Source organism: Nonomuraea sp. JJY05 (assembly GCF_043496855.1).
Lineage (GTDB): Bacteria > Actinomycetota > Actinomycetes > Streptosporangiales > Streptosporangiaceae > Nonomuraea.
This window is the reverse complement of sequence record NZ_JBIEIS010000043.1, coordinates 54,495-79,014: the sequence shown is the minus strand read 5'-3', so window position 1 is coordinate 79,014 and position 24,520 is coordinate 54,495. Positions and strand designations below refer to the sequence as shown.

19 protein-coding genes and 2 pseudogenes are annotated in these 24,520 nt (G+C 68.7%); 8 read left to right on the top strand and 13 right to left on the bottom strand.

The genetic code is table 11. From position 1 onward, the window contains the following. Positions 1-108: 108 nt before the first annotated feature. Entirely contained in the window at positions 109-1,131 is a 1,023-nt protein-coding gene (locus tag ACFKCF_RS47135; RefSeq protein WP_394501902.1) for an alcohol dehydrogenase catalytic domain-containing protein, read from the top strand. Between the two features lie 31 nt (positions 1,132-1,162). Here the strand turns inward: ACFKCF_RS47135 and ACFKCF_RS47130 are convergent, their stop codons facing one another. Continuing rightward, positions 1,163-2,095: a helix-turn-helix domain-containing protein gene (locus ACFKCF_RS47130; RefSeq protein ID WP_394501979.1), complete on the bottom strand. Its 933-nt coding sequence runs from the start codon at positions 2,093-2,095 to the stop codon at positions 1,163-1,165. Between the two features lie 132 nt (positions 2,096-2,227). Here ACFKCF_RS47130 and ACFKCF_RS47125 point away from each other — a divergent pair, with 132 nt between their 5' ends. Both ACFKCF_RS47125 and ACFKCF_RS47120 read left to right on the top strand, forming a co-directional pair. Next, complete coding sequence (locus ACFKCF_RS47125; protein WP_394501901.1) at positions 2,228-2,623, top strand: MmcQ/YjbR family DNA-binding protein; 396 nt, start codon at positions 2,228-2,230, stop codon at positions 2,621-2,623. Next, a complete protein-coding gene (locus ACFKCF_RS47120) occupies positions 2,620-3,270 on the top strand; it encodes an MmcQ/YjbR family DNA-binding protein (RefSeq protein WP_394501900.1) in 651 nt (216 codons plus the stop codon). The genes ACFKCF_RS47125 and ACFKCF_RS47120 overlap by 4 nt, the downstream gene beginning before the upstream one ends. Positions 3,271-3,593: 323 nt before the next feature. Here ACFKCF_RS47120 and ACFKCF_RS47115 read toward each other — a convergent pair whose 3' ends face one another. From ACFKCF_RS47115 to ACFKCF_RS47065, 11 genes and pseudogenes are all read right to left on the bottom strand, one after another. Further along, positions 3,594-4,886 (bottom strand): beta-galactosidase, encoded by a 1,293-nt coding sequence (locus tag ACFKCF_RS47115; protein WP_394501899.1) that lies wholly within the window; start codon positions 4,884-4,886, stop codon positions 3,594-3,596. An 82-nt stretch (positions 4,887-4,968) separates the two neighbouring features. After that, positions 4,969-5,610: pseudogene (locus ACFKCF_RS47110) on the bottom strand (beta-galactosidase); the annotation flags it as partial. A gap of 385 nt (positions 5,611-5,995) precedes the next feature. Next, on the bottom strand, positions 5,996-8,623 hold the full coding sequence (locus ACFKCF_RS47105) for a family 78 glycoside hydrolase catalytic domain (protein WP_394501898.1): 2,628 nt from the start codon (positions 8,621-8,623) through the stop codon (positions 5,996-5,998). Further along, positions 8,620-9,681 carry a family 1 glycosylhydrolase gene (locus tag ACFKCF_RS47100; protein WP_394501897.1) on the bottom strand — a complete coding sequence of 354 codons (1,062 nt, stop codon included), beginning with the start codon at positions 9,679-9,681 and terminating at the stop codon, positions 8,620-8,622. Before ACFKCF_RS47100 ends, ACFKCF_RS47105 begins: the two co-directional genes overlap by 4 nt. Positions 9,682-9,720: 39 nt before the next feature. Beyond that, positions 9,721-10,809: a serine hydrolase domain-containing protein gene (locus ACFKCF_RS47095; RefSeq protein ID WP_394501896.1), complete on the bottom strand. Its 1,089-nt coding sequence runs from the start codon at positions 10,807-10,809 to the stop codon at positions 9,721-9,723. Between the two features lie 205 nt (positions 10,810-11,014). Next, positions 11,015-13,012, bottom strand: coding sequence for a PKD domain-containing protein (locus ACFKCF_RS47090; protein ID WP_394501895.1), 1,998 nt, complete (start codon positions 13,010-13,012; stop codon positions 11,015-11,017). 78 nt (positions 13,013-13,090) lie between these two features. Continuing rightward, positions 13,091-14,365 (bottom strand): ABC transporter substrate-binding protein, encoded by a 1,275-nt coding sequence (locus ACFKCF_RS47085; protein ID WP_394501894.1) that lies wholly within the window; start codon positions 14,363-14,365, stop codon positions 13,091-13,093. A 36-nt stretch (positions 14,366-14,401) separates the two neighbouring features. Then, on the bottom strand, positions 14,402-15,226 hold the full coding sequence (locus tag ACFKCF_RS47080) for a carbohydrate ABC transporter permease (RefSeq protein WP_319712547.1): 825 nt from the start codon (positions 15,224-15,226) through the stop codon (positions 14,402-14,404). After that, entirely contained in the window at positions 15,223-16,035 is an 813-nt protein-coding gene (locus ACFKCF_RS47075; protein WP_394501893.1) for a carbohydrate ABC transporter permease, read from the bottom strand. The genes ACFKCF_RS47080 and ACFKCF_RS47075 overlap by 4 nt, the downstream gene beginning before the upstream one ends. Positions 16,036-16,185: 150 nt before the next feature. Then, the gene (locus ACFKCF_RS47070) at positions 16,186-16,869 is read right to left on the bottom strand and encodes an SDR family NAD(P)-dependent oxidoreductase (protein WP_394501892.1); all 684 of its coding nucleotides are present in this window, start codon (positions 16,867-16,869) and stop codon (positions 16,186-16,188) included. 9 nt (positions 16,870-16,878) lie between these two features. Further along, on the bottom strand, positions 16,879-18,588 hold the full coding sequence (locus tag ACFKCF_RS47065; RefSeq protein ID WP_394501891.1) for an IlvD/Edd family dehydratase: 1,710 nt from the start codon (positions 18,586-18,588) through the stop codon (positions 16,879-16,881). Positions 18,589-18,737: 149 nt separating this feature from the next. Here ACFKCF_RS47065 and ACFKCF_RS47060 point away from each other — a divergent pair, with 149 nt between their 5' ends. The 3 genes and pseudogenes from ACFKCF_RS47060 (at position 18,738) to ACFKCF_RS47050 (ending at position 20,399) form a co-directional block, all read left to right on the top strand. Continuing rightward, positions 18,738-19,532: an IclR family transcriptional regulator gene (locus tag ACFKCF_RS47060; protein ID WP_394501890.1), complete on the top strand. Its 795-nt coding sequence runs from the start codon at positions 18,738-18,740 to the stop codon at positions 19,530-19,532. After that, complete coding sequence (locus tag ACFKCF_RS47055) at positions 19,529-19,942, top strand: SMP-30/gluconolactonase/LRE family protein (RefSeq protein WP_394501889.1); 414 nt, start codon at positions 19,529-19,531, stop codon at positions 19,940-19,942. The genes ACFKCF_RS47060 and ACFKCF_RS47055 overlap by 4 nt, the downstream gene beginning before the upstream one ends. After that, positions 19,849-20,399: pseudogene (locus ACFKCF_RS47050) on the top strand (SMP-30/gluconolactonase/LRE family protein). The gene ACFKCF_RS47055 and the pseudogene ACFKCF_RS47050 overlap by 94 nt, the downstream one beginning before the upstream one ends. Positions 20,400-20,454: 55 nt before the next feature. Here ACFKCF_RS47050 and ACFKCF_RS47045 read toward each other — a convergent pair. Continuing rightward, complete coding sequence (locus tag ACFKCF_RS47045) at positions 20,455-20,934, bottom strand: LysR family transcriptional regulator (protein WP_394501888.1); 480 nt, start codon at positions 20,932-20,934, stop codon at positions 20,455-20,457. Between the two features lie 544 nt (positions 20,935-21,478). Between ACFKCF_RS47045 and ACFKCF_RS47040 the strand changes: the two genes are divergently transcribed. Both ACFKCF_RS47040 and ACFKCF_RS47035 read left to right on the top strand, forming a co-directional pair. After that, positions 21,479-22,708 (top strand): serine hydrolase domain-containing protein, encoded by a 1,230-nt coding sequence (locus ACFKCF_RS47040; RefSeq protein ID WP_394501978.1) that lies wholly within the window; start codon positions 21,479-21,481, stop codon positions 22,706-22,708. Between the two features lie 240 nt (positions 22,709-22,948). Beyond that, a complete protein-coding gene (locus tag ACFKCF_RS47035) occupies positions 22,949-24,475 on the top strand; it encodes an FAD-dependent monooxygenase (RefSeq protein ID WP_394501887.1) in 1,527 nt (508 codons plus the stop codon). The last annotated feature ends 45 nt before the right edge of the window (positions 24,476-24,520 follow it).

Below are 24,520 nucleotides of genomic sequence, written 5' to 3'. Positions count from 1 at the left end.
AATTCGGAATAGCGCAGGTCCGCTACCGGCTGACCGCCTGGGTGCCTGCGCGTGGAGCCCTGGCCCCACCTTCACATCCCAGGGGGCGAACACGACAAGGAGCTCGGTATGAGCCGATCGACAGCAGCCGGCGACGCCACGCCCGCGACGATGCAGGCCGTCGTCGTCACCCACCCCGGCGGCTTGGACGCGCTGGAGATCAAGGAAATACCAGTACCCGTACGCAAGCCCGGCTGGGTGCGGATCCAGGTGAAGGCATTCGGCGTCAACGAGTCCGAGGTCACCACCCGCAAGGGCGAGTCGGATGCCGTGGTCACCTACCCCCGTGTTCCCGGCATCGAGGGCGTCGGCGTGATCGACCAGGCCGACGAGGACGGCGGACTGCGGCCTGGTCAGCAGGTGGCGACCATGATGGGCGGCATGGGCCGCTCCTACGACGGCGCCTACGCCCAGTACGTCACCGTCCCCGCGGAGCAGGTCATCCCGTTCGAGACCAGCCTGCCGTGGGACGTCGTCGGCGCGCTGCCGCAGATGTTCCAGACCGCCTACGGGTCTCTGAGCACCAGCTTGGGCCTCAAAGCCGGGCAGACGCTGCTGATCCGCGGCGGCACCTCCACCGTGGGACTGAGCGCGGCGATCCTAGCCACGGACATCGGTGCCACCGTCATCTCCACCACACGTCACGCCGACCGCGCCGGCGAACTGCGGGCCGTGGGCGTCGACCATCCGATCGTGGACGACGGGAAGATCGCCGAGAAGGTCCGGGACGTCGTGCCGGAGGGCGTGGACGCCGCGCTGGAAATGGTGGGCTGCACGGTCCTGCCGGACACCTTCGGATGCGTGCGCGTGCACGGCACCGTCTGCTTCGTCGGCGCCCTGGCAGGCGCATGGACCATCCCCGATTTCAGCCCGTTCATGATTCCCAGCACGGTACGGCTGACCGCCTACGCGGGAGAGGCCGCCGACCTCCCGGCCGACGTCTTCACCCGGCAGCTCCAGGCCATCGCCGAAGGGAGCCTCAAGGCCCCGGTCGGGAAGGTCTACCACGGCCTGGAACAGGTCCGTGACGCCCAGGCCGGCCTCGAGTCCGGCACCATGCCGGGGAAGCACGTCGTCGTCCTGGACGGCTGAGAAGCGAGCACTCGGGGCCGCCGCACCCCGCTCACGGATCGGTCGTGGCGTCGCGGGCCGCGAACGCGGCCGGCGTGAGACCGGTGCGGTCGCGGAAGAAGCGGCCGAAGTTCGCGGGATCGGTGAAGCCGAGGTGGGCGGCCACAGTCCGGGCCTCCCACCGGGCACCTCCCAGCAGGCGCCGGGCTTCGAGCAGCCGCCGCTCGTCGATGAGCTCACGCACCCCTTTGCCGGTGGCGTCCCGGGCGGCGCGGCTGAGGGTGCGGACCGAGCAGCCGAGCAGCTCAGCGTAGTCCGCGGCCCGGTGCAGCTCGCGGAAGTGCAGCTCCAGGGCGTCCACGAACCGCCTGTACGTGCCACCACGACCCGTGCCGGCCGTCGCCGCGCCGGTGGGGATGATGCCGGGGGCGTTGGCGAGGCGCAGCAGCAGCGATTCGAGCAGGCTGCGCCGCAGGGCGTGGTGGACATCAAGAGGGCGACGCCCGAGCGCGCGGTGTTCGTCCAGGAGCTGGAGCGCCGTCTGCTGCAGCCAGGCGGCGTCATCGGCATGCGGGCTCAGCACGGCAGGAGCATCGTGCGCGGTGAGCGGGGCCAGCAGGCAGGCAATGTCGGATCGCAGTACGTCCGGCTCGAACAGGATGAACGGGCCGCGGGCGGCGCCGGGCGGATGCCAGCACTGCGCGTGCCCTGGACGTACCCACAGCCACTGGCCGGGGGCGACGGTCCGCGTGACGTGGTCGACGTCGTGCCGCAACTCACCCTCGGTGACTGCGATGAGGTAGTGGAAGGTGGCGCGGCCCGGACGAGGCGGATTCCACGGCCAGTCGTCGTGCTGGGCGAAGAAATCCTCAACGGTGCTCACCTCAAGCCCGTACGGAGTGCCGACCGGGGGCTGGAAACCGTACAGCGGAACCGCGGCCGGTCCGGCCTGGCCGCTCGGCCTGGCGTGTCGCTCATCGACCATCACGTGTCCGCAGTCTACCGTCCCTTTTGTCGACTTCGAGGGAAGGATGGGTTGTGCCGCCGCGACGCGCGGCGCGCCCTGGCGCGTCCATCGATGCCGCAACCCGTCACCACCTGAGGAAGTCCACCGCCCATGAACGGAGCGACCCTGCACAAGACCGCCGCCGACTGCGCCGAGGAACTTCCCGGCGCCCAGCTGGAGCATCCCTTCGGCCCCGACTGGGAGGTCTTCAAAGTGCGCGGCAAGGTGTTCATGCTGATGACCGAGGTTCCCGGGCGTCCCGTCGTGGTCCTTAAGGCGGACCCCGGCGAGGCCCTCGCCCTGCGGGAACACAACAGCCATATCACCCCCGGCTACCACATGAACAAGAAGCACTGGATCACGCTGGAGGGCGGGGAAGGCGTCGACAAGGAGCTCGTCAGGGAGCTCGTCACCGACTCCTACCGGCTCGTCGTCGCTCACCTGCCCAAGGCCGAGCAGCCCATCGACCCGCACACCTACGGCAGCGGCACGCGGGCGGCCCGGTGAGCACGGCCGGCGACCGGCTCCAGGGCACCGCCCGCCAGGCGGCCCTCGCCCTCCCCGACGTCAGCCACGGACGCCCCTTCACCCCCGTACTGGACGTGTACAAGGTCGCGGGCAAGGTGTTCCTGATCATCACCGACGACCCGGACGAGCAGATCATCACGGTCAAGTGCGAACCCGAACACGCCCGCGCGCAACAACGCGGCTACTCCTCGATCACACCGGGCCGCTATCTCGACAAGCGGCACTGGATCTCGCTGGGACCGGGGCCCGGCATCACCCAGCGATTGGTCACCGACGCGGTCGAGAATTCCTACGATCTGGTCGTCGAGCGGCTGCCGCGACGCGACCGTCCCGGTGCCATCTACCGCGGCTGCAAGGCGGCGCACCGCGCCGCCCTCCGCACCGGCTCGCTCATGCCACCCGCCCACATCCTCAACGCCCCGACCCGGCTAATGAAGGATCTCGGCTACGGCAAGGACTACCAGTACGACCCGGACACCGCCGACGGCTTCTCCGGCGCCGACTACTTCCCCAGCGGCATGGACCGAGAGACGTACTACCAGCCCACCCGCAACGGCTACGAGTTCCAGATTACCGAGCGCCTGCGCCGCTGGGCCGCTCTGCGTGCTCGCAGACAACGCGGCTGACCGGCCGACGTCCGCGAAGAATTCGTCGGCTGACCCTCACCCGCCTCACTGCGGAGCGATGCCCCTCGGGCGCTGGACGGCTTCTACGTTCCGTGTTCGCAGAAATGAGGAGTTCTACGACGCCAAGATCACCGAGGCCCCGGCTTGCGAGCCGGCGAGCGTGGGGAGAACTCTGGCACGCAGCCGACGTCGTGACTGACTGCTCCAGTGCCGCGCGGGCTCGTTCACCGTAGGGGTGACTCCTGGACAGGTTGCCGAACAGGTCGCTCAGGTGTGCCACCACCCTCCGGACGGCCCGTGGGTTCAGGCTTACACGGGTGATCTCAAGATGGGTGTACTCCCGTCTCCAGCAGGACGCGCACGTCCCAGGGAAAAGCCGTACCTGCGCCGGCCTCGTGTTCGGTGTCGTCGAGGACGTCGCGCAGGGCGACGGGGACCGTCACCGTCGACTCCTGCCAGGTCCAGTTGTGCAGGAAGCGGATCCGGCGGCCGTCCGTGGCGGCGGCGCCGGAGACGGTGACGCCTGCCGGCAGGAGTGCCCAGGGTTCGGCGTCCGGTAGCAGCCAGCGGAACAGGGCCTGGCCCAGGGCCGGGTTCGGGATGGTGCCGACGTAGGTGATCCGGCCTTGCCCATGTCGGTGAGTGGTGATGGCGGCGAACTGCCCGAAGTGCGGGTGGTCGTAGCTGGCGAGCACGTCGGCGCTGTCGGCGTGCAGCCCGTCGGCCCAGCGAGTGCCGGCCGCGCCTTCGGGCAGCGTCAAGGGGAAGCCGTCCGCTGCCTGCAACGGCAGCTCTGCGTCAAGGTTGCTGAATTCGTCGTACCAGGCTCCGGCGGCGTGGGCGAGACGGGCGGGCTGGACGTCGCGGCAGGCACGGGCTTCGTGGTCGGCGTAACAGGAGCGCGGCCCCAGGACCAGGTGTCCGCCAGCTTCGGCGTAGGCGGCCAGCCAGTCCAGGGTGGCGTCGTCGGTCACGTAGAGCCCGGCGGCCACCAGCACTGGGTGCCTGTTGGCGATCTCGGCGGCATCTTCAGCGACGGCTTGTCCCGCGTGCAGCACTCGCGTCTGAAGGCCGGCTTCGAACGCGCCCCGGTAAAAGGCGTCGAAGATGGCCTCATACGAGCGCCCATCCGGTCCGCCGTCGGGCGCGGCCAGGGCCGGCTGGGCGGCCAGGGCCCATTTGCTGGGGTGGGAGTACAGCATCGCGATGTCGGCGTCTGGGACGAGGTTCGCGACCAGGTCGCCGGCTCGCTCCAGTTCGGCGCCGATGCGGGCGATCTCCCGATAGGTGCGGCCAGGACGGCCGCTGTGGGGCAGCACGCCGCCCCAGTAGGTCTCGGCGCCGAACACCAGCGTCCGCCAGTGCCAGTACTCGATCATGGATGCGCCGCGGGCGACGAGGGCCCAGGCGGCCTGGCGCCACTGCCCGTCGTAGCCGGGCTGGTTGACCCAGGACGGGCCGATGGCTAGGGCATTGGTCTCGGTGACGAAAAACGGCTCCTGGCGGGAGGAGTACATGCGGCCGGCCACCCGGTAGAACGTCCACGGGTCCTGGCTTGCCCAGTGCTGGCCGCCGTCCTGCTGTGCCCACGCCGGCAGGGCCAGATGGTCCTGCATCGCGTAGCAGGGGGTTTCCGGTCGCGACGTCGAGCCGTCGGGTCAGGTCATCGTCGGCGACAGCGGGCCGGTCGTAGGCGATGCAGGTGGTGACGAACTGATCGGTGCGGGCGTATTCGCGGACGATGTCGGCCTGCCAGGCGATGAACTCGGTGACCTGGTCGACCTGGAAACGCCGCCAGGCCTGCTCGTACTGCGGTTGGACGTTGCCGTCGGGCGTCCACAGATCGGCCCAGTCCGACAGCCGGTGTGACCAGTAGACCAGGCCCCACTCCTCGTTCAGCGTTTGCACGTCGCCGTACTGCTCGCGCAGCCGGTTGACGAAGCGCTGGAAGATGCCGTGGTTGTGCAGGAGGTGCAGGCCGGGCTCGTTGTCGACCTGGTAACCGATGACGGCGGGGTGATCGGCGTAGCGCTCGACGACCTTGCGGATGATGCGCTCGGCGTGGAAGCGGAACGCCGGGTGGGTGAAGTCCATTTCCTGGCGGGCTCCCCAGCTCATGCGCTGCCCGGTCGCCGCCTCACCGGCGATCTCCGGGTAGAGGCGGGCCAGCCATGGCGGTGCGGCGTAGGTGGGGGTGCCGAGGATGACGCCGATGCCGCGCTCGTGCGCGCCGTCCAGCGTTGGTTGCAGCCAGTCCAGGTTGAAGTGGCCGTTGTCCGGCTCCCAGGTGGACCATACGGATTCACCGACCCGGATGACGGAGAAGCTCGCCTGGGCCATCAGGTCAAGATCGGTCTTCAGAAACTCGGCAGGGTGGTATTCGGGGTAGTAGGCGGCGCCGAACAGCACTCGCGACATACGCAATCCTCTCGTTGAGGTCATTGATCGACCACGCCATGGCTGTTCCGCTCTGCCAGTACCGCCGCAGTATCAAGAACGCCGCCATGCAGGTCATCGACGACTTTCGAGCGCAGGAACTCTGCCTGGCTCAGCTTCTACACGCGCTCGCCGCAGCCGAGCCCACACTCGACCGTGGCTCCATCAACCGCTCCGGCGTTGGTGACGGTGGCGCTGATGCCGGCCGTGCCAGTCGTATCCGAGCAACGACTCGGCTCGGGCATCGTCCGACAGGCGGGTATCGCAATAGCTCCTCACAGTTGGTTCCTCAATCCGTGAAGACGTGGGTGCCCGGACCAGCGGTCTTCTCGCGGCCACTGGGCAGGACGACGGTGGCCTCGGTTCCGGCGGGCACGGCCAGCTGCACGTGCACGTGGCCGTCATCGAGCCGCCAGCCCATCTCAATTCGCCCGTACGGTGATTCATGGACAGCCTCCGCCCATGTCAGGCCCCCGCCGGGGCGAGGTCGCACCAGGAAACGCCGGTAGCCGGGTTCGAGCAGTTCGATGCCTGCCACGTGGCGGTGCAGGAACGACACGACGGCGCCCTTGGAGTAGTGGTTCAGGGACGCGTTGACCGTCCCGTCGGCCGTGACACCGTTCCAGTTCTCCCACATGGTGGTGGCGCCGCGGTCGATCATGACGAGCCATGAGGGTTCGGTGTCCTGCCGCAGCAGGTCGTAGGCAAGGTCGAGGTGACCGGTATCGGCGAGCACGGGCAGCAGATACGGGGTGGCGAGGAAACCCGTGCCCAGGTGGGTGCCCGCCTCCCGCACCAACTCGGTCAGACGAGCGGCGACCTTGGGCCGCAGTTCGGTGGGGACGAGGTCGAAGGCGAGCGCACGGACGTGATTGGCCTGCGTGTCCGGGGTCAGCCTGCCGTCGGGCCCGATGTACTCGGCCTGCCACGCGGCACGGACCTTCTCGCTCAACGTGCGGTAGCGCTTGACCTCGTCGGCGTGGCCGAGGACCTCGGCGATCCTGGCGGCCAGGCCGGTGCTGTAGGCGTAATAGGCGGTGGCGATGTCTCCCTGGTCCTGCCGTGCGTGGGGGATGAGGTCGACGACCTGCTCGCCAGGTACGAGCCACTCACCCCAGTGGGAGCCGGCGTCCCACAAGTACTGTTCGTGCGGCTCGGGTATGGGCCGGGCGGCCGCGCGCCGCGGGTGCCGCTCGGTGCGAGCGCTGCGTTCGATCCGGCTCAGCCAGGCTGTGATCACGGGCCAGGATTCGGCCAGAATTTCGGTGTCGCCGTACGCCCGGTACACCTCCCACGGGACGATCACTGCGGCGTCTCCCCAGCCGGCCGACCCGTTGAGCTGGTCGGCGATGCTGTGCGCCTCGTCCGGAGCGTAGGGACTGAAGTGCACGACGGTCCCGTCGGGCCGCTGGTCGGCCGCGACGTCGCGCAGCCATTTCGCCGAGAAGCCCGCCACGTCGAACAGGAAGGCCGCGCTGGGGACGAACAGCTGCCAGTCACCTGTCCAGCCGGCACGTTCCCGGTGCGGGCAGTCAGTCGGGATGTCGCAGGCGTTGCCTCGCAGGCTCCAGACGACTGCCTCGTGCAGCCGGTTGATCCGCTCGTCGCTGCAGGTGAACCAGCCGGTGCGCCGCAGATCGGTGTGCACCACGATTCCGGTGACGTCGTCGGGTGTCAGGTCTTCGGGGTGGCCCTCGATGCGGACGTACTGGAACCCGTGTGTCGTTCGCCGTGGCTCGAAGACCTCCCCTGGCACTCCTGCGGAGGTCACCTCGTCGATCTGTCCGGCCGGTTTCGGGTCGGGGAACGTGATGGCGAGGTTGTCGATGGTCACGTCTCCGGAGGCGTCGAGCCACTCTCCGTGGACGAGGCGGACCGTCGTTCCCGCCGGACCGAGCTTGGCAAGCCGTACCCAGCCGTTGATGTTCTGACCGAGATCGACCACTTGCCGGTGCTCGTCCAGCCGGCGTACCGACACCGGAATCACTTCCTCGATCTGACGCACCGGTGGGGCGGGAGAGTCGACCAGAGTGTCGAAACCTCGCGGCTCGGTGGCGGCGTGCGGCCAGGCGGTGTCGTCGAATCCCGGCCGTGACCAGCCGTGCGGCAGCCTCCGCAGGTCCCAGCGTTCGCCGGCGATCAGGTCCGCGGCGACGACGTGCTCCTCAGTGCTGCTGCGCCACTGCGGGCCGGTGCCCAGCACGGTCACCGTGCCGTCGGGGTGGGTGAGGCGCATCTGCGCCAGCAGCGCGGGCCGGCTGCCCCACTGGTCGCTGTGGCGGAAGTAGCCGATGAGGCCGCGGTACCAGCCGTCTGCCAAGATCACACCGATCGCGTTACGGCCCTGAACCACCTCGGCAGTGATGTCGTAGGTCTGCACCTGAAGTCGGCTGCGGTACTGCGTGAAACCGGGGGTGAGTTCGGCGCTTCCTATCCGTTCGCCGTTGAGGAAGCCTTCGTAGATGCCGTGGGCCGTGGCGTACAAGCGTGCCGAGGCAACTGGGGTTTCCACGTCGAACTCGTAGCGCAGCAGGGCGGCGGGGCGGGCTCCGGGCGTGCCGTCGGCCGGCCGGCCGGGAGTGATCCATTCGGCCTGCCAATCGTCGGGGCGCAGCAGTCCCGTCTCGAAGGATCCGGGGGCCGACCAGTCGCTCTCGCCGCGGTCGGTCCAGGTCTTGACCTGCCACTCGATGCGCTCGCTGGAGCGCAGCGGAGGTCCTGCGTAGGGGATCAGGAGGTTGTCGCCGGATGCGGTACGTCCGCTGTCCCACCCGTTGCTCGTACGGATCTGATAGGCGGTCTGTACGGCTGTGCCCGCGGGCAGGCGCCAGGACAGCCGGGGCCGTACGACACAGATGCCGACCGCTTCGTCGAGGTGCTCGACGCGCAGATGCGTGGGAGCGCCGGTCGTGATCATGAGAGGCCTTTCCCGTGATAGCGGAAGTCGCTGAAGTGGACGGTGCCGTGCTCGGCGAACATGCCCACCACCCGGCCGGTGAAGGGGGCAGCCGTCTCGACCGACCAGAACCGGCCGTCGAACTCGGCAAGCCGGGTCTCGGTCCCCGTCACGTCCACGGCGGTCAGCCGGATGAGGTCGCCGTTGGGCGACCACGGCGTCGTAGCCGGTGGCGGCGTGTCGGTCTCCAGCCGCAGCAGGACCGGCCCGCCGGCCAGCTCGGCTGCGCTCTTCTGGGTCAGGGTCGGCAGGCACGGTCGTGCCGTGACCCGGGTGCCGGTTCCGGACGGGGTTCGTTCGGCGATGAGGGCGATCGTGAAGTCCTCGCTGAAGCGCAGGCCGCGCCCGCCTGTGCCGTCGGCAGGGTCGATCGTGGTTTCGAAGAGGCTCTTCAGGTGGCGTTGGCGGCGGCCGATGAAATCAGGGCGGAAGGCATCGATGCCGCCGGAGGTGGCGCGGATCGTGAGGTGGCCTGGTCGTGCACCGCTGGACGCCACGTCTCCTGGGGTGCGGCCCACCGCCAGCCAGCCTGGATCTGTCAGGGCGCGGTCATCGGTGAAGCCGAAGTGCTCGTCCACCGGTTCGGGACGTGGTTGGAGGTCTACCGGTGCCGGTTGGGGCCAGCCGTCGGCCCATTCGACGGCCGTGACGTACGTCTCGCGGCCCAGCGGGAAGGCCGCGCCTGCTTGACGCGTTCCCAGCAGTACGAGCACGTCCGTCCCGTGCGGCCCGGGCACCAGATCGGCGTGTCCCGTGCACTGGACGGGGAGGTGCCGGCCGGAGGCGCTCAGGACGGGATCGTCCGGCGCGCCCTCGAACGGCCCCTCGATGGAACGCCCGCGGGCGACGCTCACGGAGTGACCGCTGCCGGTGCCGCCTTCGGCGATGAAGACGATGCCGTAGCGCGAGCTGAAGCCGGCGGCGCATTCGTAGTTGTCCAGCAGGGACCACAGGCAGTGGCCGCGCACGTCCGCGCCCTCCTCATCGGCAGGAAGGCGTGACGCGGCCGTCCGCCTCAACTTGCTGACGGGGATCGCCGGCTCCGGACGCCGGCCGGATCATCCCAGCGCCCGGGAGAGCGCCTTGATCACGGACTTTCCGCGGTCCCAGTCGCCCATGCGGTTCGTCAGGTAGGCGAACCCCACCTTCGCGTCGACATCGGCGAACGCGACCTGTCCGCCCGCACCGTCGTGTCCGAAGGAGCTCGGCGACAAGTACCATTGCCACTCCGAGGGCACCATGACGCCGGCGCCCCAGGACTGGTAGGGCGGCGGCTGGGGAAAGTAGCCAGGTCCTTTGCTGCGTGTTTCCCGCAACGCGTCCACGGTCTCGTCATTGATCAGGCGCACACCCTTCGTCGGCGCGACAGTGGCGGACCACATCTTGGCCAGTCCGTTCGCGGTCGCGATGCCGGACACGCCGGCGAATTCGGCCTGGTGGAAGCGCGGTTCGTTGAAGTTGTCGAGAGTGATCGCGCCCCCCAGAGTCAGCGCGCGATCCAGCCAGCGAAGCGTCTCGGGGTCGCCCTCCGGTGGAGCCGACAGTGTCCCCATCTCGACCATATGGGTCACCCTGGGCTCCTCCGACTCGGGAAGGCCGAGCCAGATGTCGGCGTCCAATGGCTTGGCGACGAGATCGTCGAGGCAGCGCCCGATCGACCGGCCGGTGGCGAGCGTGACCAGTTTGGCGGTGAGTGCCCCGTGAGTGACCGCGTGGTACTGGTGATGCTCGTTCGGAGGCCACAGCGGGGCCTGGGCGGCGAGCACGTCCGCCATCCGCAAGGGGTATATGGCCTCCTCCAGCGTGAGGTCGCGAAGCGGAGCCGACAGGCCTCCGCGGTGCGCGAGCGCGTCGCCGATCGTGACCTGGTCCTTGCCGTGTGCGCCGAATTCCGGCCACAGCTTGATGACCCGGGTGTCATACGAGGGCATCATGCCCCGCTCGACCAGCATCGCGATCAGCACTGACGCCATGCCCTTCGTACATGACCAGGCCACCGACAGTGTGTCGAAGGTGAACGGGCGCCCGGTGCGTACGTCCGCCATGCCGCCCCAGAGGTCGATGACCGGCGCTCCGTCGATCCACACGGACATCGCGGCTCCGCTGCGGCCGTCGTCGGCGATGGTCCGGAGGAAGGCGTCGGCCACGTTGCCGAAGCCGGGTGCTACCAGCGGCTCATGTCCGTTCACGGGTAAACCACCCCATTCTCACTGCATGGTTTTGGATTCAGTCGCCGTACGGTGGTCGCCCTGACCACCACCGTGCGGCGGTTCGCGAGCGTCCGGACCTGCCGACACGGTTGCGCGTGGGCGAGGAGGCCGCGAGTCCGTCCAGGTCGTAGGTCAATGTCCGCTAGCGGACCACGACGCGCACCCGGCCCAGATTCGGCACCGTCGCGAAGGGTGTCCTGGTGTCACCGTCTCGGTGGGCGGCGGCTCGCAGCCCTGGGAAGTAGGTGCCCGGCTGGGTATAGGTGAAGGTCATCTGCACGTCCATGCGCTCGCGGGGAGATCCGAAGGGACGTGCGGCGAATGTGCCGTCGCCCTTGAAGTCCCATCCGGTAGAGACGATCTTGCCTGTGCCGGGCGGGACCTGGATCGTGGCCTTGAAGGTGACCGGCTGGCCGGCGCGCACCTGGATGGAGGTGAGGCCGTTGGCGGTCAGGTTGACGACGGGTTGCAGACCTCGGCGATCCGCGGCTTTCGCCGGTACCTTGACCTGGCTGCCGGTTACCTCGTAGCGGGTGGACCGCGGGGGTGTCACGCCCTTCTCGGCCCAGGCACTCACGTCTCGCAGCGCCTGCTGCAGGATGCCTGTGCCGTCGATCAGGGCCGGTGTGCGGGGGCCGATGTGGTCGGCGTGATCGTTGTACCAGATCCGGAAGGTGTCGCGGGAACGCGCTCCCAGCGCCTGCTCGACCTGGTTGCCGTACCAGTCGGCGTCCCAGGGGAAGGCGTCGACGTCGAGGAGATTGCCGACCATGATCATCTTACCGGTGATCTTGCCGGTGTGCGTGCCGCCGCCGCTGACGCCCACAGACACGCGAGGGCCGACCTGGACGTCGCGCTGAGGGTGGATCGGCTGCCCGTCGGCGTCCCGGAACTGGTCCCAGGCGTAGAAGCCGGGCCGGGTCGGGACCTGGTGCCGGTGATACGCGGTGAGCGCGAGGGACCAGCGATTGTCGATGCGCAGCTTGGCGCCCTGGTCGATCGCGTTCAGTACCTCGGTGGTGTTCCCGCTGCCGAGGGTGAAGACCTTCGTGGCCGGGTCCAGTGCACCGGTGACCGGCCCGACCAGGGTCGAGCCGTCGTAGAGCGCGAAGTCCAGAGGGACCCGGCCCTGGCCGGCCGGCGCGTCGTCGAGGACCAGGCTCGCGGGCCTGTTCTGGGCGTCCCGGTTGACGCGGGTGATGGTGGCTGAGGTGTCGACCTTCTCCGCTCGGAACAGATCACCGAGCGGCGACTGCTCGGTGCCCAGGTAGCCGGGCTTGCTCCAGAAGTCGTCCGCGTACGTGGGGTCCATGGCGCGCACGGTGCCCGCGAAGCCGAGCAGTCCTTGAGGGTCGTGCAGACCCAGCAGGTAGGGGTAGTCCTCCCAGGCCCGTAGCGGGACGCCCATCCTCGTCACCTCGCGCAGCACCGTCCGCTGCGTGTCGGTGAGACCGGCGTACGGGTCGCCGGATCCACCCGGCCGCACCGCGTCCGCGATCTGTGCCGCCTTGTCCGTCAGGACCAGCCTGGCGAAGGCGCGTACGAAGAAGTTGTTCGGGATGGAGGTCGGCACACCGGGGATGAACGGCACCGCGCCGTCCCACACGCCCGTGGTGTTCTCCATGGCGCCCACGGTCTGGTACGAGCCGCCGCTGCCGCCGTAGATGTAGCCGTAGATCCTGCGCGCCCCCGACCCGTAGTAGCCGGCGGCCACCGTCTTGGCGAACTTGGCCGCCGCCGCGTCGGCCTGATAGCCGACGGTGCCGTTGATCTGCACGGTGTAGGCGCCGCTGGCCGCGCCGAAGGCGATGGAGTCGTCTGTGGCGTTCTCGTTCTGGAGCGGGTAGACGAGCTGGAAGAACCGGCCCTGCCACTGGCTCCTGGGCGGGAGGTAGACGTTGAACTTGACAGTGGTGCCCTCGAAATGGCCGGAGACCTTGTGGTGGGGCATCGGGCCGGTCAGGTCTGTCTCGGCATCGATGACCGGGCGGTTGTAGGTGGGGTCGACGCAGTCGGCGGTTACCCAGACCGGTTCGCCGGGCTGGGCGGGGGCGCACGGTTGCGACCGTGCCGCCGCGCTCGGCGCGGCCGTCACGGTGAGCAGGACCGCGATGCCGATGGCTGAGGGGAGGATCTGCATGGGTGCTCCAGGGGGTGGTTCGGTACGGCGGGCCGGACATCCCTGCCGTGCCGTCAGCACGGCTGACGGGGGCAGGCATTACCCTTCGAGCGACTCCTGCATCTTCTGCAGGACGCCGTCGACGGTGTCCTTGCCAAGCAAGATCGCCTGCATACCCTGTTGGGCCACCTCGTTCACCTTGGGATTGCCCCAGTCGGGAAGCTTGGTGGACTTGCCGCCGGCGACGGCCTCGTTGAACGAGGCCAGAACGGCCGGCGGTTGAAAGGCGTCGTTGGGGATCGCCGGGACGCTCATGTAAGCCTTGGAATACTCGTTGATGTGTCCGGGCTCGGCCAGCAGATTGAGGAAGGCCTTGGCCGCCGCGGGATTCTTCGCCTGGGCGTTGCCGGACAGGGTGAAGCCGGGCAAGGCCGGCATGTAGGTGTCAGCAGGGTTGTCGGTGGCCGGTATGGGCGCCATGACGAACTCGCTGCTCGGTGCGGCCTTCTGCATGGGGGTCAGTCCGGCGCCCACCTCGGCGACGGCCAGGGCCTTACCGGCCGCCACCTCGTCGCCGCCCTGTGACCTGGTTCGTCCCAGGGCCCCTTCGCCGAAACAACCGGCGTCGTACATCTGCTTGTACTTCTCCAGCACCTGCTTCCATGGAGAAGCCGCCAGGGTGGTCTTCCCGTCCCGGAGTTGCCGGGTGAAGTCGGGAGTCGGTCCGTACACCAGGGTCGAGGAGAGGACGAGATACATCATCTGAGGCCCTGCCGCGTCGTTGAAGCCCTGGGCGTAGGCGTAGACGCCGTGGTCCTTGGCGCTCTTGCAGAACTGAAGGACCTCGCTCCAGGTCTTGGGGACCTCGAGCTCCAGTTCCTTCAGCTTGGTCTGGTTGTAGATGCCGCCCAGTCCCTGGAGGGTCCCCGGGTAGGCGTACAGCTTGCCCTTGTCCGACAGGTCGTCCCGCCATAGTTGGGGAACGCTGGCGGCCCACGGTGAATCCGTCAGATCGAGCAGCTTGCCCTGGGAGCCCAGCAGTCCGACACCCATCGCCGCGGAACGTCCGGGGAGGGAGATGAACAGGTCGGGGGCCGTACCGGCCTGGAGCTGCGTCGAGATGACGCTCAGGACGTCGTCGCCAGAGTAACTGACGTCGACCTTCGTGCCTGGATACTTCTGTTCGAATGCCTTGACGACCGGAGTGAGGGCTTCCTTGAAGGTGGTGCTGTAGATCATGGTCAGGGTTCCGCTCACCGCGCCGCCGGAGGCGGTCGAAGCCGGAGCGGATCCCCCAGGCGGGGCGGTGGAACAGGCGGCGAGGGTGAGGGTGGCCAGCAGGAGGGAGCCCACTACCGGCGTGCGCATCTTCATCGGTTTCTCCAGGGGGTTGGTCAGTTCTTGCGAGGGTCAGCCCTTCAGGCCGCCGGCGAAGCCGTGGATCACGTAGCGCTGGAAGATCAGGTAGAACAGCAGGACCGGGAGCATCGAGATGATCAGACCGGCGAACACCATCGGCCAGTCGGTGGTGTACAGGCCTACGAACTGGTAGATCGCGACGGGAAGCGTCTCCTGGTGGCTTCCGATCAGATACAGCAGCGGGGTGAAGAAGTCGTTCCAGATTCCGACGGCGTTCAGGATGATCAGAGTGCCGAGGACCGGTCGCAGGAGCGGGACCACCACGTGGACGAAGGCGCGGACGTCTCCGCAGCCGTCGATCCGGGCCGCCTCTTCGTACTGGAGAGGCACGCTGCTTCTCAGGAACGTGGTCACCAGGAAGATCGCGAAGGGCATCTGCAGGCCGGTGTAGAGGATGACCAGCGACCACAGTGTCCCGAGCAGGTTCAGATCCCGCATCATCAGGTAGAGCGGAAGCAGTGCGACCTGGAACGGCAGAAGCAGGCCGATGAGGAACAGGTAGAAGGTGACGTTCGACAGCTTGGCCGTCGAGCGGGCCAAGGGATAGGCCGCCATCGTGGCGAAGATGACGATCGCGAGGCAGGAGATCGTGGTGACGACCGTGCTGTTGACCATCGCCGGGCCGAGACTGGATTGCGTCCACGCCGACGCCAGGTTGGCGCCCGTCGGCCGCGAGGTCGGCACGAACGCCGGCGACAAGTCGTCGGCCGGGCGGACCGCCAGGTTCACCAGGATGTAGATCGGCAGGACGAAGACCAACGCGCTGCCGTACGCGAAGACGTGATTGATCGTGCTGCTCAGCCGGCTCGTCTTCATGAGGTGCCCTTCTGCCGGCGCAGGATCGAGAACTGGACCAGGGAAAGGACGGCCACGATGAGGGCCAGGGCGACCGCCAGGGCTGTTGACGCGGCGTAGTCACCCTGCATGCTGAACAGCCGGTAGATCGTCGTGCTGATCGTTTCGGTCTGGCCGGCGGGACCGCCCTGGGTGGTGGAGTAGATCTGATCGAAGATCTTCAGCCCGCCGATGAGGCTCATCATCATGTTGATCATGAATGCCGGGGCGAGAAGCGGCCGGATGACGTACCAGAAGCGCCGCACCGCACCCGCCCCGTCGAGGGAGGCCGCCTCCAGGAGCTCGGCCGGCACACCCTGCAGGCCGGCGAGGTAGATGACCATCGACATGCCGACAAACTGCCAGCAGACCACCATGATCACGACGGTGAGCGCGGTGTTCGGCTGACCCAGCCAGTCTTGCTGGAGCCGGCCGAGCCCCAACGCATCGAGGAGGTCGTTCACGGCTCCGATGCCAGGCGGCGCGAAGAGGTACTTGAACAAATACCCACAGACCAGTGGTGACACGATGACCGGCGCGAAGATCAACGTTCGCAGCACGTTCCGGGCGAAGACGCGCGTGTTCAAGGTCAGTGCCAGCAAGAGGCCCAGCACGTTCTGGATGACCATCGTCGCGGCCGCGATGATCAGCGTGCGCACCAGGATCTCCGCGGATGCGCCTTCGAAGATGGATTCGTAGTTCCGCGTTCCGACGAAGCGCTGAGAGGTGGTGAACGCGCTCCAGTTGGTGAAGGACAGGTAGATGCCCTGCGCCGTCGGGAGCACGACCACGTAGAGGTAGAGCACCAGGCCGGGAATGACGAACCACCACAGGTTCCGTCCGACGGTGCGGCGCCGGCCAGGTGGGCGGGCTTCGGGCGCGCGGCGCCGCACCTCGTTGCTGAGGGCTGTCGCCATCGAATCCTCCAAGGGAAAGATCGGTCAGTAGGTGGCGCGGCCGCCGCTGATGTCGTAGACGGCTCCGGTGGAGAAGCTGAGCTTGTCCGAGGCCAGCCAGGAGATCAGTTCGGCGACTTCCTCGGGCCGGCCGACGCGGCCCATCGGGATGAGGCTGGTGATGTGGGCCAGCGCCTCAGGGCCGGTGGTGGCGTTCATCGGGGTCTCGATGACGGCCGGAGCTATGGCGTTGACCAGCACTCCGCTGGTGGCCAGCTCTTTGCCGAGGGATTTGGTCAGTGCGATGACGGCGGCCTTGGAGGCCGAGTACGGCGCCATGTTCGGGTTGCCGTCCTTGCCGGCCATGCTCGCGATGTTGACGATGCGGCCCCAGCCGCGCTCGCGCATGCCGGGGACGAAGGCGCGACAGGTGTTGAAGATGCCGTGCACGTTCACCTCGAACGTGCGCCGCCAGCCGTCCAGGGGGATCTCCCACAGCGGGACGTTGGGGCCGACGATCCCGGCTGAATTGACGAGGATGTCGACGGCTCCCACTTGGTCGGCGACGGCCTGGACGCCCACCGGGTCGGTGACGTCGCAAACGATGTCGGCCCCCGCGGCGATGTCGAGGGTGACGACCATGACGCCTTCGGCTTCCAGGCGGGCGGCGGTGGCCTTGCCCAGGCCGCTGGCACCACCGGTGACGAGGGCGGTTCTTGCGGGGGTCATGAGGTCCTTTCAGTGGGATTCGCGCGATACGTGGTCGCCGCTGGAGCCGACGAGGAAATCCAGGTCGGCGCCGGTGTTGGCCTGGCGGACGGTCTCGACGTAGAGGCGTTGCCAGCCGCGGCCCGGCCTGGCGAACGCCCGCACGGCGGCGGGTGCGGGTTCGCGTGCGGCCAGTTCCTCGTCGGGGATCTCGACGTCGAGCCGCCTCCCGGGGACGTCAAGGACGATCATGTCGCCGGTGCGCACCTTCGCCAGCGGGCCGCCGGCGGCGGCCTCGGGGGCGACGTGGAGCACGACGGTGCCGTAGGCCGTGCCGCTCATGCGGCCGTCGCAGATGCGCACCATGTCACGTACGCCCTGGGCCAGGAGCTTGGGCGGTAGCGGAAGGTTGGAGACCTCGGGCATGCCGGGGTAGCCCTTCGGGCCGCACCCGCGCAGGACGAGCACCGAGTCGGGGGTGACGTCGAGGTCAGGGTCGTCGAGACGGGCGTGCAGGTCCTCGACGGAGTCGAAGACGACGGCGGGGCCGCGGTGCTTGAGCAGGTGCGGTGAAGCGGCGGCCGGTTTGATGACGGCGCCGTCGGGGGCGAGGTTGCCGTACAGTACGGCGATCCCCGCATGGTCCTGCAGGGGTCTTGCACGGGGGCGGATGACCTCAGCGTCATAGATCCGCGCGTCGCCGAGTGAATCGACCAGCGGCCGGCCGGTGACGGTGATCGCCTTGGAGTCGAGGAGGTCGCGGATTTGGTGCAGCACCGCGTGCAGGCCCCCGGCCCGGTACAGGTCGTCCATCAGGAAGCGGCCGGCGGGCTGCAGGTCCACCAGCAGGGGAACTCCTGAGCCGGTGCGGTCGAAGTCGTCCTGGGCCAGGCCCACCCCGAGCCGGCCGGCGATGGCCAGCAGGTGGACGACGGCGTTGGTGGAGCCGCCGAGCGCGGCCAGGGCGACGATGGCGTTCAAGAACGAGCTGCGGGTCATGACCTGGCTCGGCCGGCGATCCTGCTTGACCAGGTCCACGGCGAGCCCGCCGGTCTCGTGGGCGCCCTGCAGCAGGCGGCTGTCGGCGGCCGGGATGCCGGCCAGACCGGGCAGGGTCATGCCGAGGACCTCGGCGAGCAGGCCCATGGTGGAGGCGGTGCCCATCGTGTTGCAGTGACCCTTGCTGCGGACCATCGACGACTCCGAGCGCAGGAACTCCGCTTCGGTCAGCGTCCCGGCGCGGACCTCTTCGCTCAGCGCCCATACATCGGTGCCGCAGCCCAGCGGCGACCCGCGGAAGTGACCGGTGAGCATCGGACCGCCGGGCACGACGACCGCCGGCAAGTCCACCGAGGCGGCGGCCATGAGCAGGGCGGGGATGGTCTTGTCGCAGCCGCCGAGCAGCACCACACCGTCGATGGGATTGGCGCGCAACATCTCCTCGGTGGCCATCGCCGCCATGTTCCGCCACAGCATCGCCGTGGGCCGGACCTGGGTCTCGCCGAGCGAGACCACCGGCAGGTTCAGCGGGATGCCACCCGCCTCCCACACTCCCCGCTTGACGTGCTCGGCGACCTCGTCCAGGTGCATGTTGCACGGGGTGAGGTCGGAGGCGGTGTTGGCGATAGCGATGTGCGGCCGGCCGTCGAAGGCGCCCGCGGGCAGCCCGCGCCGCATCCATGCCCGGTGAATGTAGGCGTTGCGATCGGTACCGGCGTACCACTGGGAGCTTCGGTGCATAGCGACCACACCAACGTTCTATTCCAATAATTGGAACTTAAATCGATTTTTCGGAACTTGCGGCGAGATTAGTCCATGCCTCACCTCGCGGGGAAGAGGCGATTGAGGAGAACTTTCGTTTTTTGGAACGATGGCCTAACGTTCGGAATATGCCGAAGTTGGTGAGACCGGCCGACGCGGTCAGCGCCGCCGACCAGAAGCTCGTGGGCTCCGATCGGGTGCTTGCGGTGCTGGCCGAACTGGCCCGCCATCCCGACGGGATCGGGCTGGAGGAGATGGCGCGGGCGGTGGCCAGCCCCAAGCCGACCGCCCATCGGGCGCTCGCTTCGCTGCGCCGGGCCGGGTTCGCCACGCAGAACGGTCACGGGCGGTACGTGCTGGGCGATGAGTTCCTGCGCCTAGCCTTCGCCCACCATGAGGCGCGGCCCGACCACGTCCGCGTCACCCCGATCCTGCAGGCGTTGTGCGACCGCTACGGCGAGACCGTGCACTACGCGGTGCTCGAGGGCACCTCTGTCGTTTACCGCTCCAAGCTCGACCCGCCCGCCGGTGCGGTACGGCTGACGTCGGTGGTCGGCGGCCGGAACCCGGCGCATTGCACCGGCGTCGGGAAGGTGCTGCTCGCCCACGCCCTCCCAGACGAGACCGCCGTACGGGTTTGGGTGGGCGATCGGACGCTGGAACAACCGACCGAGCGCTCGATCGGTACGGTGGAGGAGTTACACGCCGCTCTGGAACGGATCCGTGCCCTGGGCTACGCCATCGACGACCAGGAGAACGAGCGGGGTGTCAACTGCATCGCGGTCCCTGCCTACTTGACCTCGCCCACGGTGCCGAGCGGTGCGATCAGTATCAGCGGCCTGACCTACCGCACCCCGCTGGACAAGCTTGTCAGCGACCTGCCCGCCATCCGCGCCATCGTCGCAGGTGAAAACCTCGCATGATCATCACCGCGACCCCGGCTTCGGGCGAGGTGTACGCCCTGGGCGAGGGCCCGGTCTGGGATCCCGTACGGGAGCGCCTGCTCTGGGTCGACATCGTCGCCGGCAGAGTGCATGAGGGGATGCTCGACGAGGGCAAGGTCACGGCCACCGTACGTCATGCCGTGGATACCACCGTGGGCGCTGTCGCCGTCTCTGCCGACGGCGATCTGATCGTGGCCGGGCAGGCCGCCCTCATCCGCCTCGGCGCCGACGGCAGCCGCGTGGAACTGGCCCGGTGCTGCCCGCCGACGTACCCAGCAGACTCAACGACGGTGGGGTGGATCCGGCCGGACGCTTCCTGGTCGGCAGCCTGGCTCAGGACGACTGCCACGGCCGGGAAGTGCTCGCCCGCCTGGACTCGACCGGCGTGACTTTCCTCGACACCGACCTGGTGCTCTCCAACGGCCTGGCCTGGACCGGCGACCGCCTCTACAACGTCGACACCGTCCCCGGCACGATCTGGTACGCGACTACGACCCGGACACCGGTGACACCGGTCCACGCCGAGAGGCGTTCAGGGTGACCGACGGGAAACCCGACGGCATGTGCGCCGACGCCGACGGCAACCTGTGGATCGCCAACTGGGGACGTGGCCGTGTCGAATGCCGCACGCCGGTCGGCGACCTCCTGCACACCGTCGAAACCGGCGCCAGACATACCTCCAGCGTCTGCTTCGCCGGGCCCGACCTCGACACCCTCGTCATCACCACCTCCACCCAGCACCTGCCCGAGGCCGCCCCCGACGACGGCCGCCTGTTCACTGCGAAGGCCGGCGTCCGCGGCCTGCCCACCTCTTACTGGTCTACGGAGAACCTCCCTTGTATCTGATGCGTATCGGCGCGCCCGGCGCCGAGAAGCCCGTCGTCCGCATCGACGACACTCACTACATCGACGTCTCTGACGTCACCCCGGACTTCGACGAGCGCTTCTTCGCCGCCGGCGGCCCCGCTCTGCTCACCGTTCCGCTCCTACTGGCAGGCCAAACTGATGTAACGGAGCTGGATCTCGCAGTGGGGGCGGTGGGTCGCGAACGCGTCGAAGAGGGGCGGAGCTCGGCGGTGTGGGTGCTGAGCATACCCAGCCGCAGCGCCTCGTCCTTGTTCTGTGCCTCGCGTTTGGCTCGCTCCACGCTCTCGCCGAGCGCGTGGTAGATCGGCCGCAGGTCGTCACGCAGGCGTACTCCCGCGGGCGTCAGCAGGACACTGCGGTTGTTGCGGACGAACAGCTGGGTGCCGATCTGCCGCTCCTGCTTCTTGATCGCCTGGGTGATCCGGGCGGGGGAGACATGCAGGCGCTCGGCGGTGCGCCCGAAGTGCAGCTCTTCGGCCAGCGTCAGGAAGATCTCGATGTCCCGCAGTTCCACGCTTGACCTGCCACGATAAGTCTCCGCCTCATGTGATCGTGCGGCATTCGTCGTTGTTGTGGTGAACCGCCGTACTCGATCCTCGAGGCCGGAAGGGCGGCGGCCAGGCCCATCCCGTCAGGGCCGGACAGCCGCTCCTCGGGCGGCGTCAGCATGATCGGGACGTCGCTGAGCTCCCGCGTGTCCTGCCCGACGTTAAGTCTGCGGTTAACGCAGCGTTGCAAGATCCGGCATTGCCCGGGCCTGGCCATACCCGCAACCCTGATCCAGGACGAATCACCACATTTGGGGAAACCGTGCCGCGCAACCGAGGAGCCCTCGACCTGAGGCCGGCCCTCGCGCTCGCCGTTGACCGTGTCAGCGGCGGCGTCAGGACGGCAACGGCCCGGTGTCAGAGCGATCGGCGATTGTGGATTCCACGAACGGCTCAGCGATTGCGGCCTCGGAGCTGGGAACCGGGCCGCGCCGAACTCACCCCCGACCCTCGTGCGCAGTGCCGGGACGGCTCTCGCAAGAGAGAACACTGCTGGTAAGGAGATTCATGATGGAAAGAAGCAACAGCGGCTTCTCTGAAGCGGGGCTGCGCAGGTTGCGTGAGGTGCTGGCGCGGCATGTCGAGTCCGGGAAGATCCCCGGGCTGGTCGCCCTGGTCGGCCGGGGCGAGGAGACGCACGTCGAGACGATCGGGACGATGCGTCATGACGGTGGCGCGCCGATGCGGCGGGACACGATCTTCCGGATGGCCTCGACGACCAAGCCGGTGGCGATGGCGGCGGCGATGGTGTTGCTGGATGAGTGCCGGTTGCGGCTGGATGACGTGGTGGATCCGTGGCTGCCCGAACTCGCCGACCGGCAGGTGCTGAAGCGGGTCGACGGCCCGCTGGAGGACACCGTGCCGGCTCGGCGGCCGATCACCGTGCGGGACCTGGTGACCTCCACGTTCGGGCTCGGCATGGACATGACGGCGCTGGGCGCCCCGATCATGGGGGCGCTCTTCGAGCAGGGGCTCACGCCTGATCTGCCGGAGCCGATGCCCGGGCCGGATGAGTGGATGCGCCGCCTGGGCACGTTGCCGTTGATGTACCAGCCCGGGGAGCGCTGGCAGTACCAGATCAGCCATGATGTGCTCGCCGTGCTGGTGGCCCGGGTGACGGGTCAGTCGTTGGAGGGGTTCCTGCGCGAGCGCGTCTTCGATCCGCTGGGCATGACCGACACCGCCTTCCACGTGCCCGACGACAAGATCGACCGGTTGCCGACCCTGTACGCGCCCGACCCGCAGAGCGGCGAGTTCCTGGTGTGGGACGAGGCCAAGGGGGGACGGTGGAGCCGGCCTCCGGCGTTCCAGGGCGGCGGTGGCGGGCTGGTCTCCACCGCCGACGACTACCACGCCTACTTCCGGATGCTGCTCAACGGCGGCATGCACGGGACCCAGCGGATCCTGTCGCGGCCCGCCGTCGAGCTGATGACCACCAACCGGCTCACGCCCGAGCAGAACGCCGCCCGCAACGCCATGGCCCGCGACAACGTCCACCTGTCCTTCGGCCAGGGCCAGCACGGCGGCTGGGGCTTCGGGATGGCGGTACGCACCTACCGCGGCGACTACGCCTCCATCGGCCAGTTCGGCTGGGACGGCGGAGCCGGCACCTCCACCTACGCCGACCCCGGCAGGCAACTCGTCGGCATCCTGCTCACCCAGGTCGGGATGACCGTCCCGAACTCGGCGCGGCTCATCCACGACTTCTGGACCACCCTCTACCAGGCCATCGACGACTGACACCGAGCCCGCGCCCCGGCAGAGGCGCCCTCGACCCGCGGCACCCAGCCGGACCGCCGACGCTTCCCCGCGGTGGACACCGGGTGGATGACGAGCCGCTGCCCGATGGCACCACAGGGTCCTCCACACAAACGATTCTGCACACCGTGCTGAACCAGCCGGCCCGCTACCTGCGGAAATAGGAGTAGCAAAAATGCGCATGCCGTTGCCGACGAAAGACTATGAGGAGACCGGCCAGTGATGGACGCAGACGTGATCATCGTGGGCGCAGGCCCGACCGGTCTCATGCTGGCCGCCGAACTGCGCCTGGCCGGCGTGCGACCGCTGGTGCTGGAGCGGCAGCCCAAGCCCCGAGACACCCCGAAGGCAGGTGGTCTCGGCGGGCAGATCCTGGAGCTGCTGCGCCACCGAGGCTTGCTGGAACGCTTCGAAGCAGCCTGCACCGGCCCTGTGCCGGCACCCCGGTTCCCGTTCGGCGGAGTGCATCTGGACTTCACCCAGCTGGCGGATCCCCCGTTGCACGCCCTGCCGCTCCCGCAGCAGCTGCTTGAGCGGCTGCTCGACGAACGCGCCGCCGAACTCGACGCCGACATTCGCCGCGGTCACGAGGTGACCGGGGTGAGCCAGGACGATGCCGCGGTGAGCGTGGAGGTGCGGGACCCGGACGGGCCGTACCGGATCACCGCCCGCTACCTCGTGGGGTGCGACGGTGCGCGCAGCCGCGTCCGTGACTGGGCCGGCATCGGCTTCCCTGGCATCACCTATCCGGAGGTCAACCGGCTGGCCCAGGTCACCTTGCCCGAGACGGTGACCGTGCTCGGCAACGGCGACCTCGACGTCCCCGGCTTCGGAACGATCCGCGCGGGATTCACCCGGACCGGCGACGGACTTTTCGGCGTCGGCTCCTCGCCCGGCTCCCAGGAGGTCTCGCTCTACACCATCGAGGACGAGAGCACCGAATACGACGACGACGTACCGATGACCGTGTCCGAGCTTCAGGACAGCGTCCGCCGCGTGCTCGGCGCGGAGCTGCCGGTGGAGAAGGCGAGCCGGCTGTCGCGGTTCACCTTCAAGGCGCGTCAGGCCGAGCGCTACCGTGACGGGCGGATCCTGCTGGCCGGTGATGCGGCGCACCTGTTCCCCGCCACCGGGGTGGCGCTGAACGCCGGCATGCTGGATGCGGTCAACCTGGCCTGGAAGCTGGCCGCCGACCTGCACGGCCGGGCGCCGGCCGGCCTGCTGGAGACCTACCACGGCGAACGCCGTCTGGCCGGCGCCCGTACCATGCTGCACGCCCGGGCCCAGGTGGCCCTGCGGCGCGGGCACGACGCGGCCGCCGAAGCGCTGCGGGAGGTCTTCTCCGAACTGCTCGCCGACGAGCAGCCGCTGCGGCGCATGGGAGCGCTGGTCGCCGGCTCCGACATCCGCTACCCGATGCCCGGCTCCGACCGGCACGAGCTGGTCGGCGCCTTCGTACCTGACCTCACCTTGCACTCCGAGCTGGGCATGACCAGCGTCGCGGACCTCATGCACGCCGCACGGCCCGTCCTGCTCGACCTGGCCGAGCGCGAGGATCTACGCGAGGTCGCCCGGGCGTGGGAGGATCGCGTCGACTACCGCACCGCCAAGACCGGCGACCGGCCGGCCGATGCCCTGCTGATCCGTCCGGACGCCCACATCGCCTGGGCCGCGGCCATCGACGAGCCGGCCGAGAGCGCCGCGCCCGCGCTGCGCGAAGCGCTTTGCGGCTGGTTCGGCTCCGCCTGAGCCACGATCGCGCCGATCGGCGCGAAGGCGCCGCGGTGTGCGCGG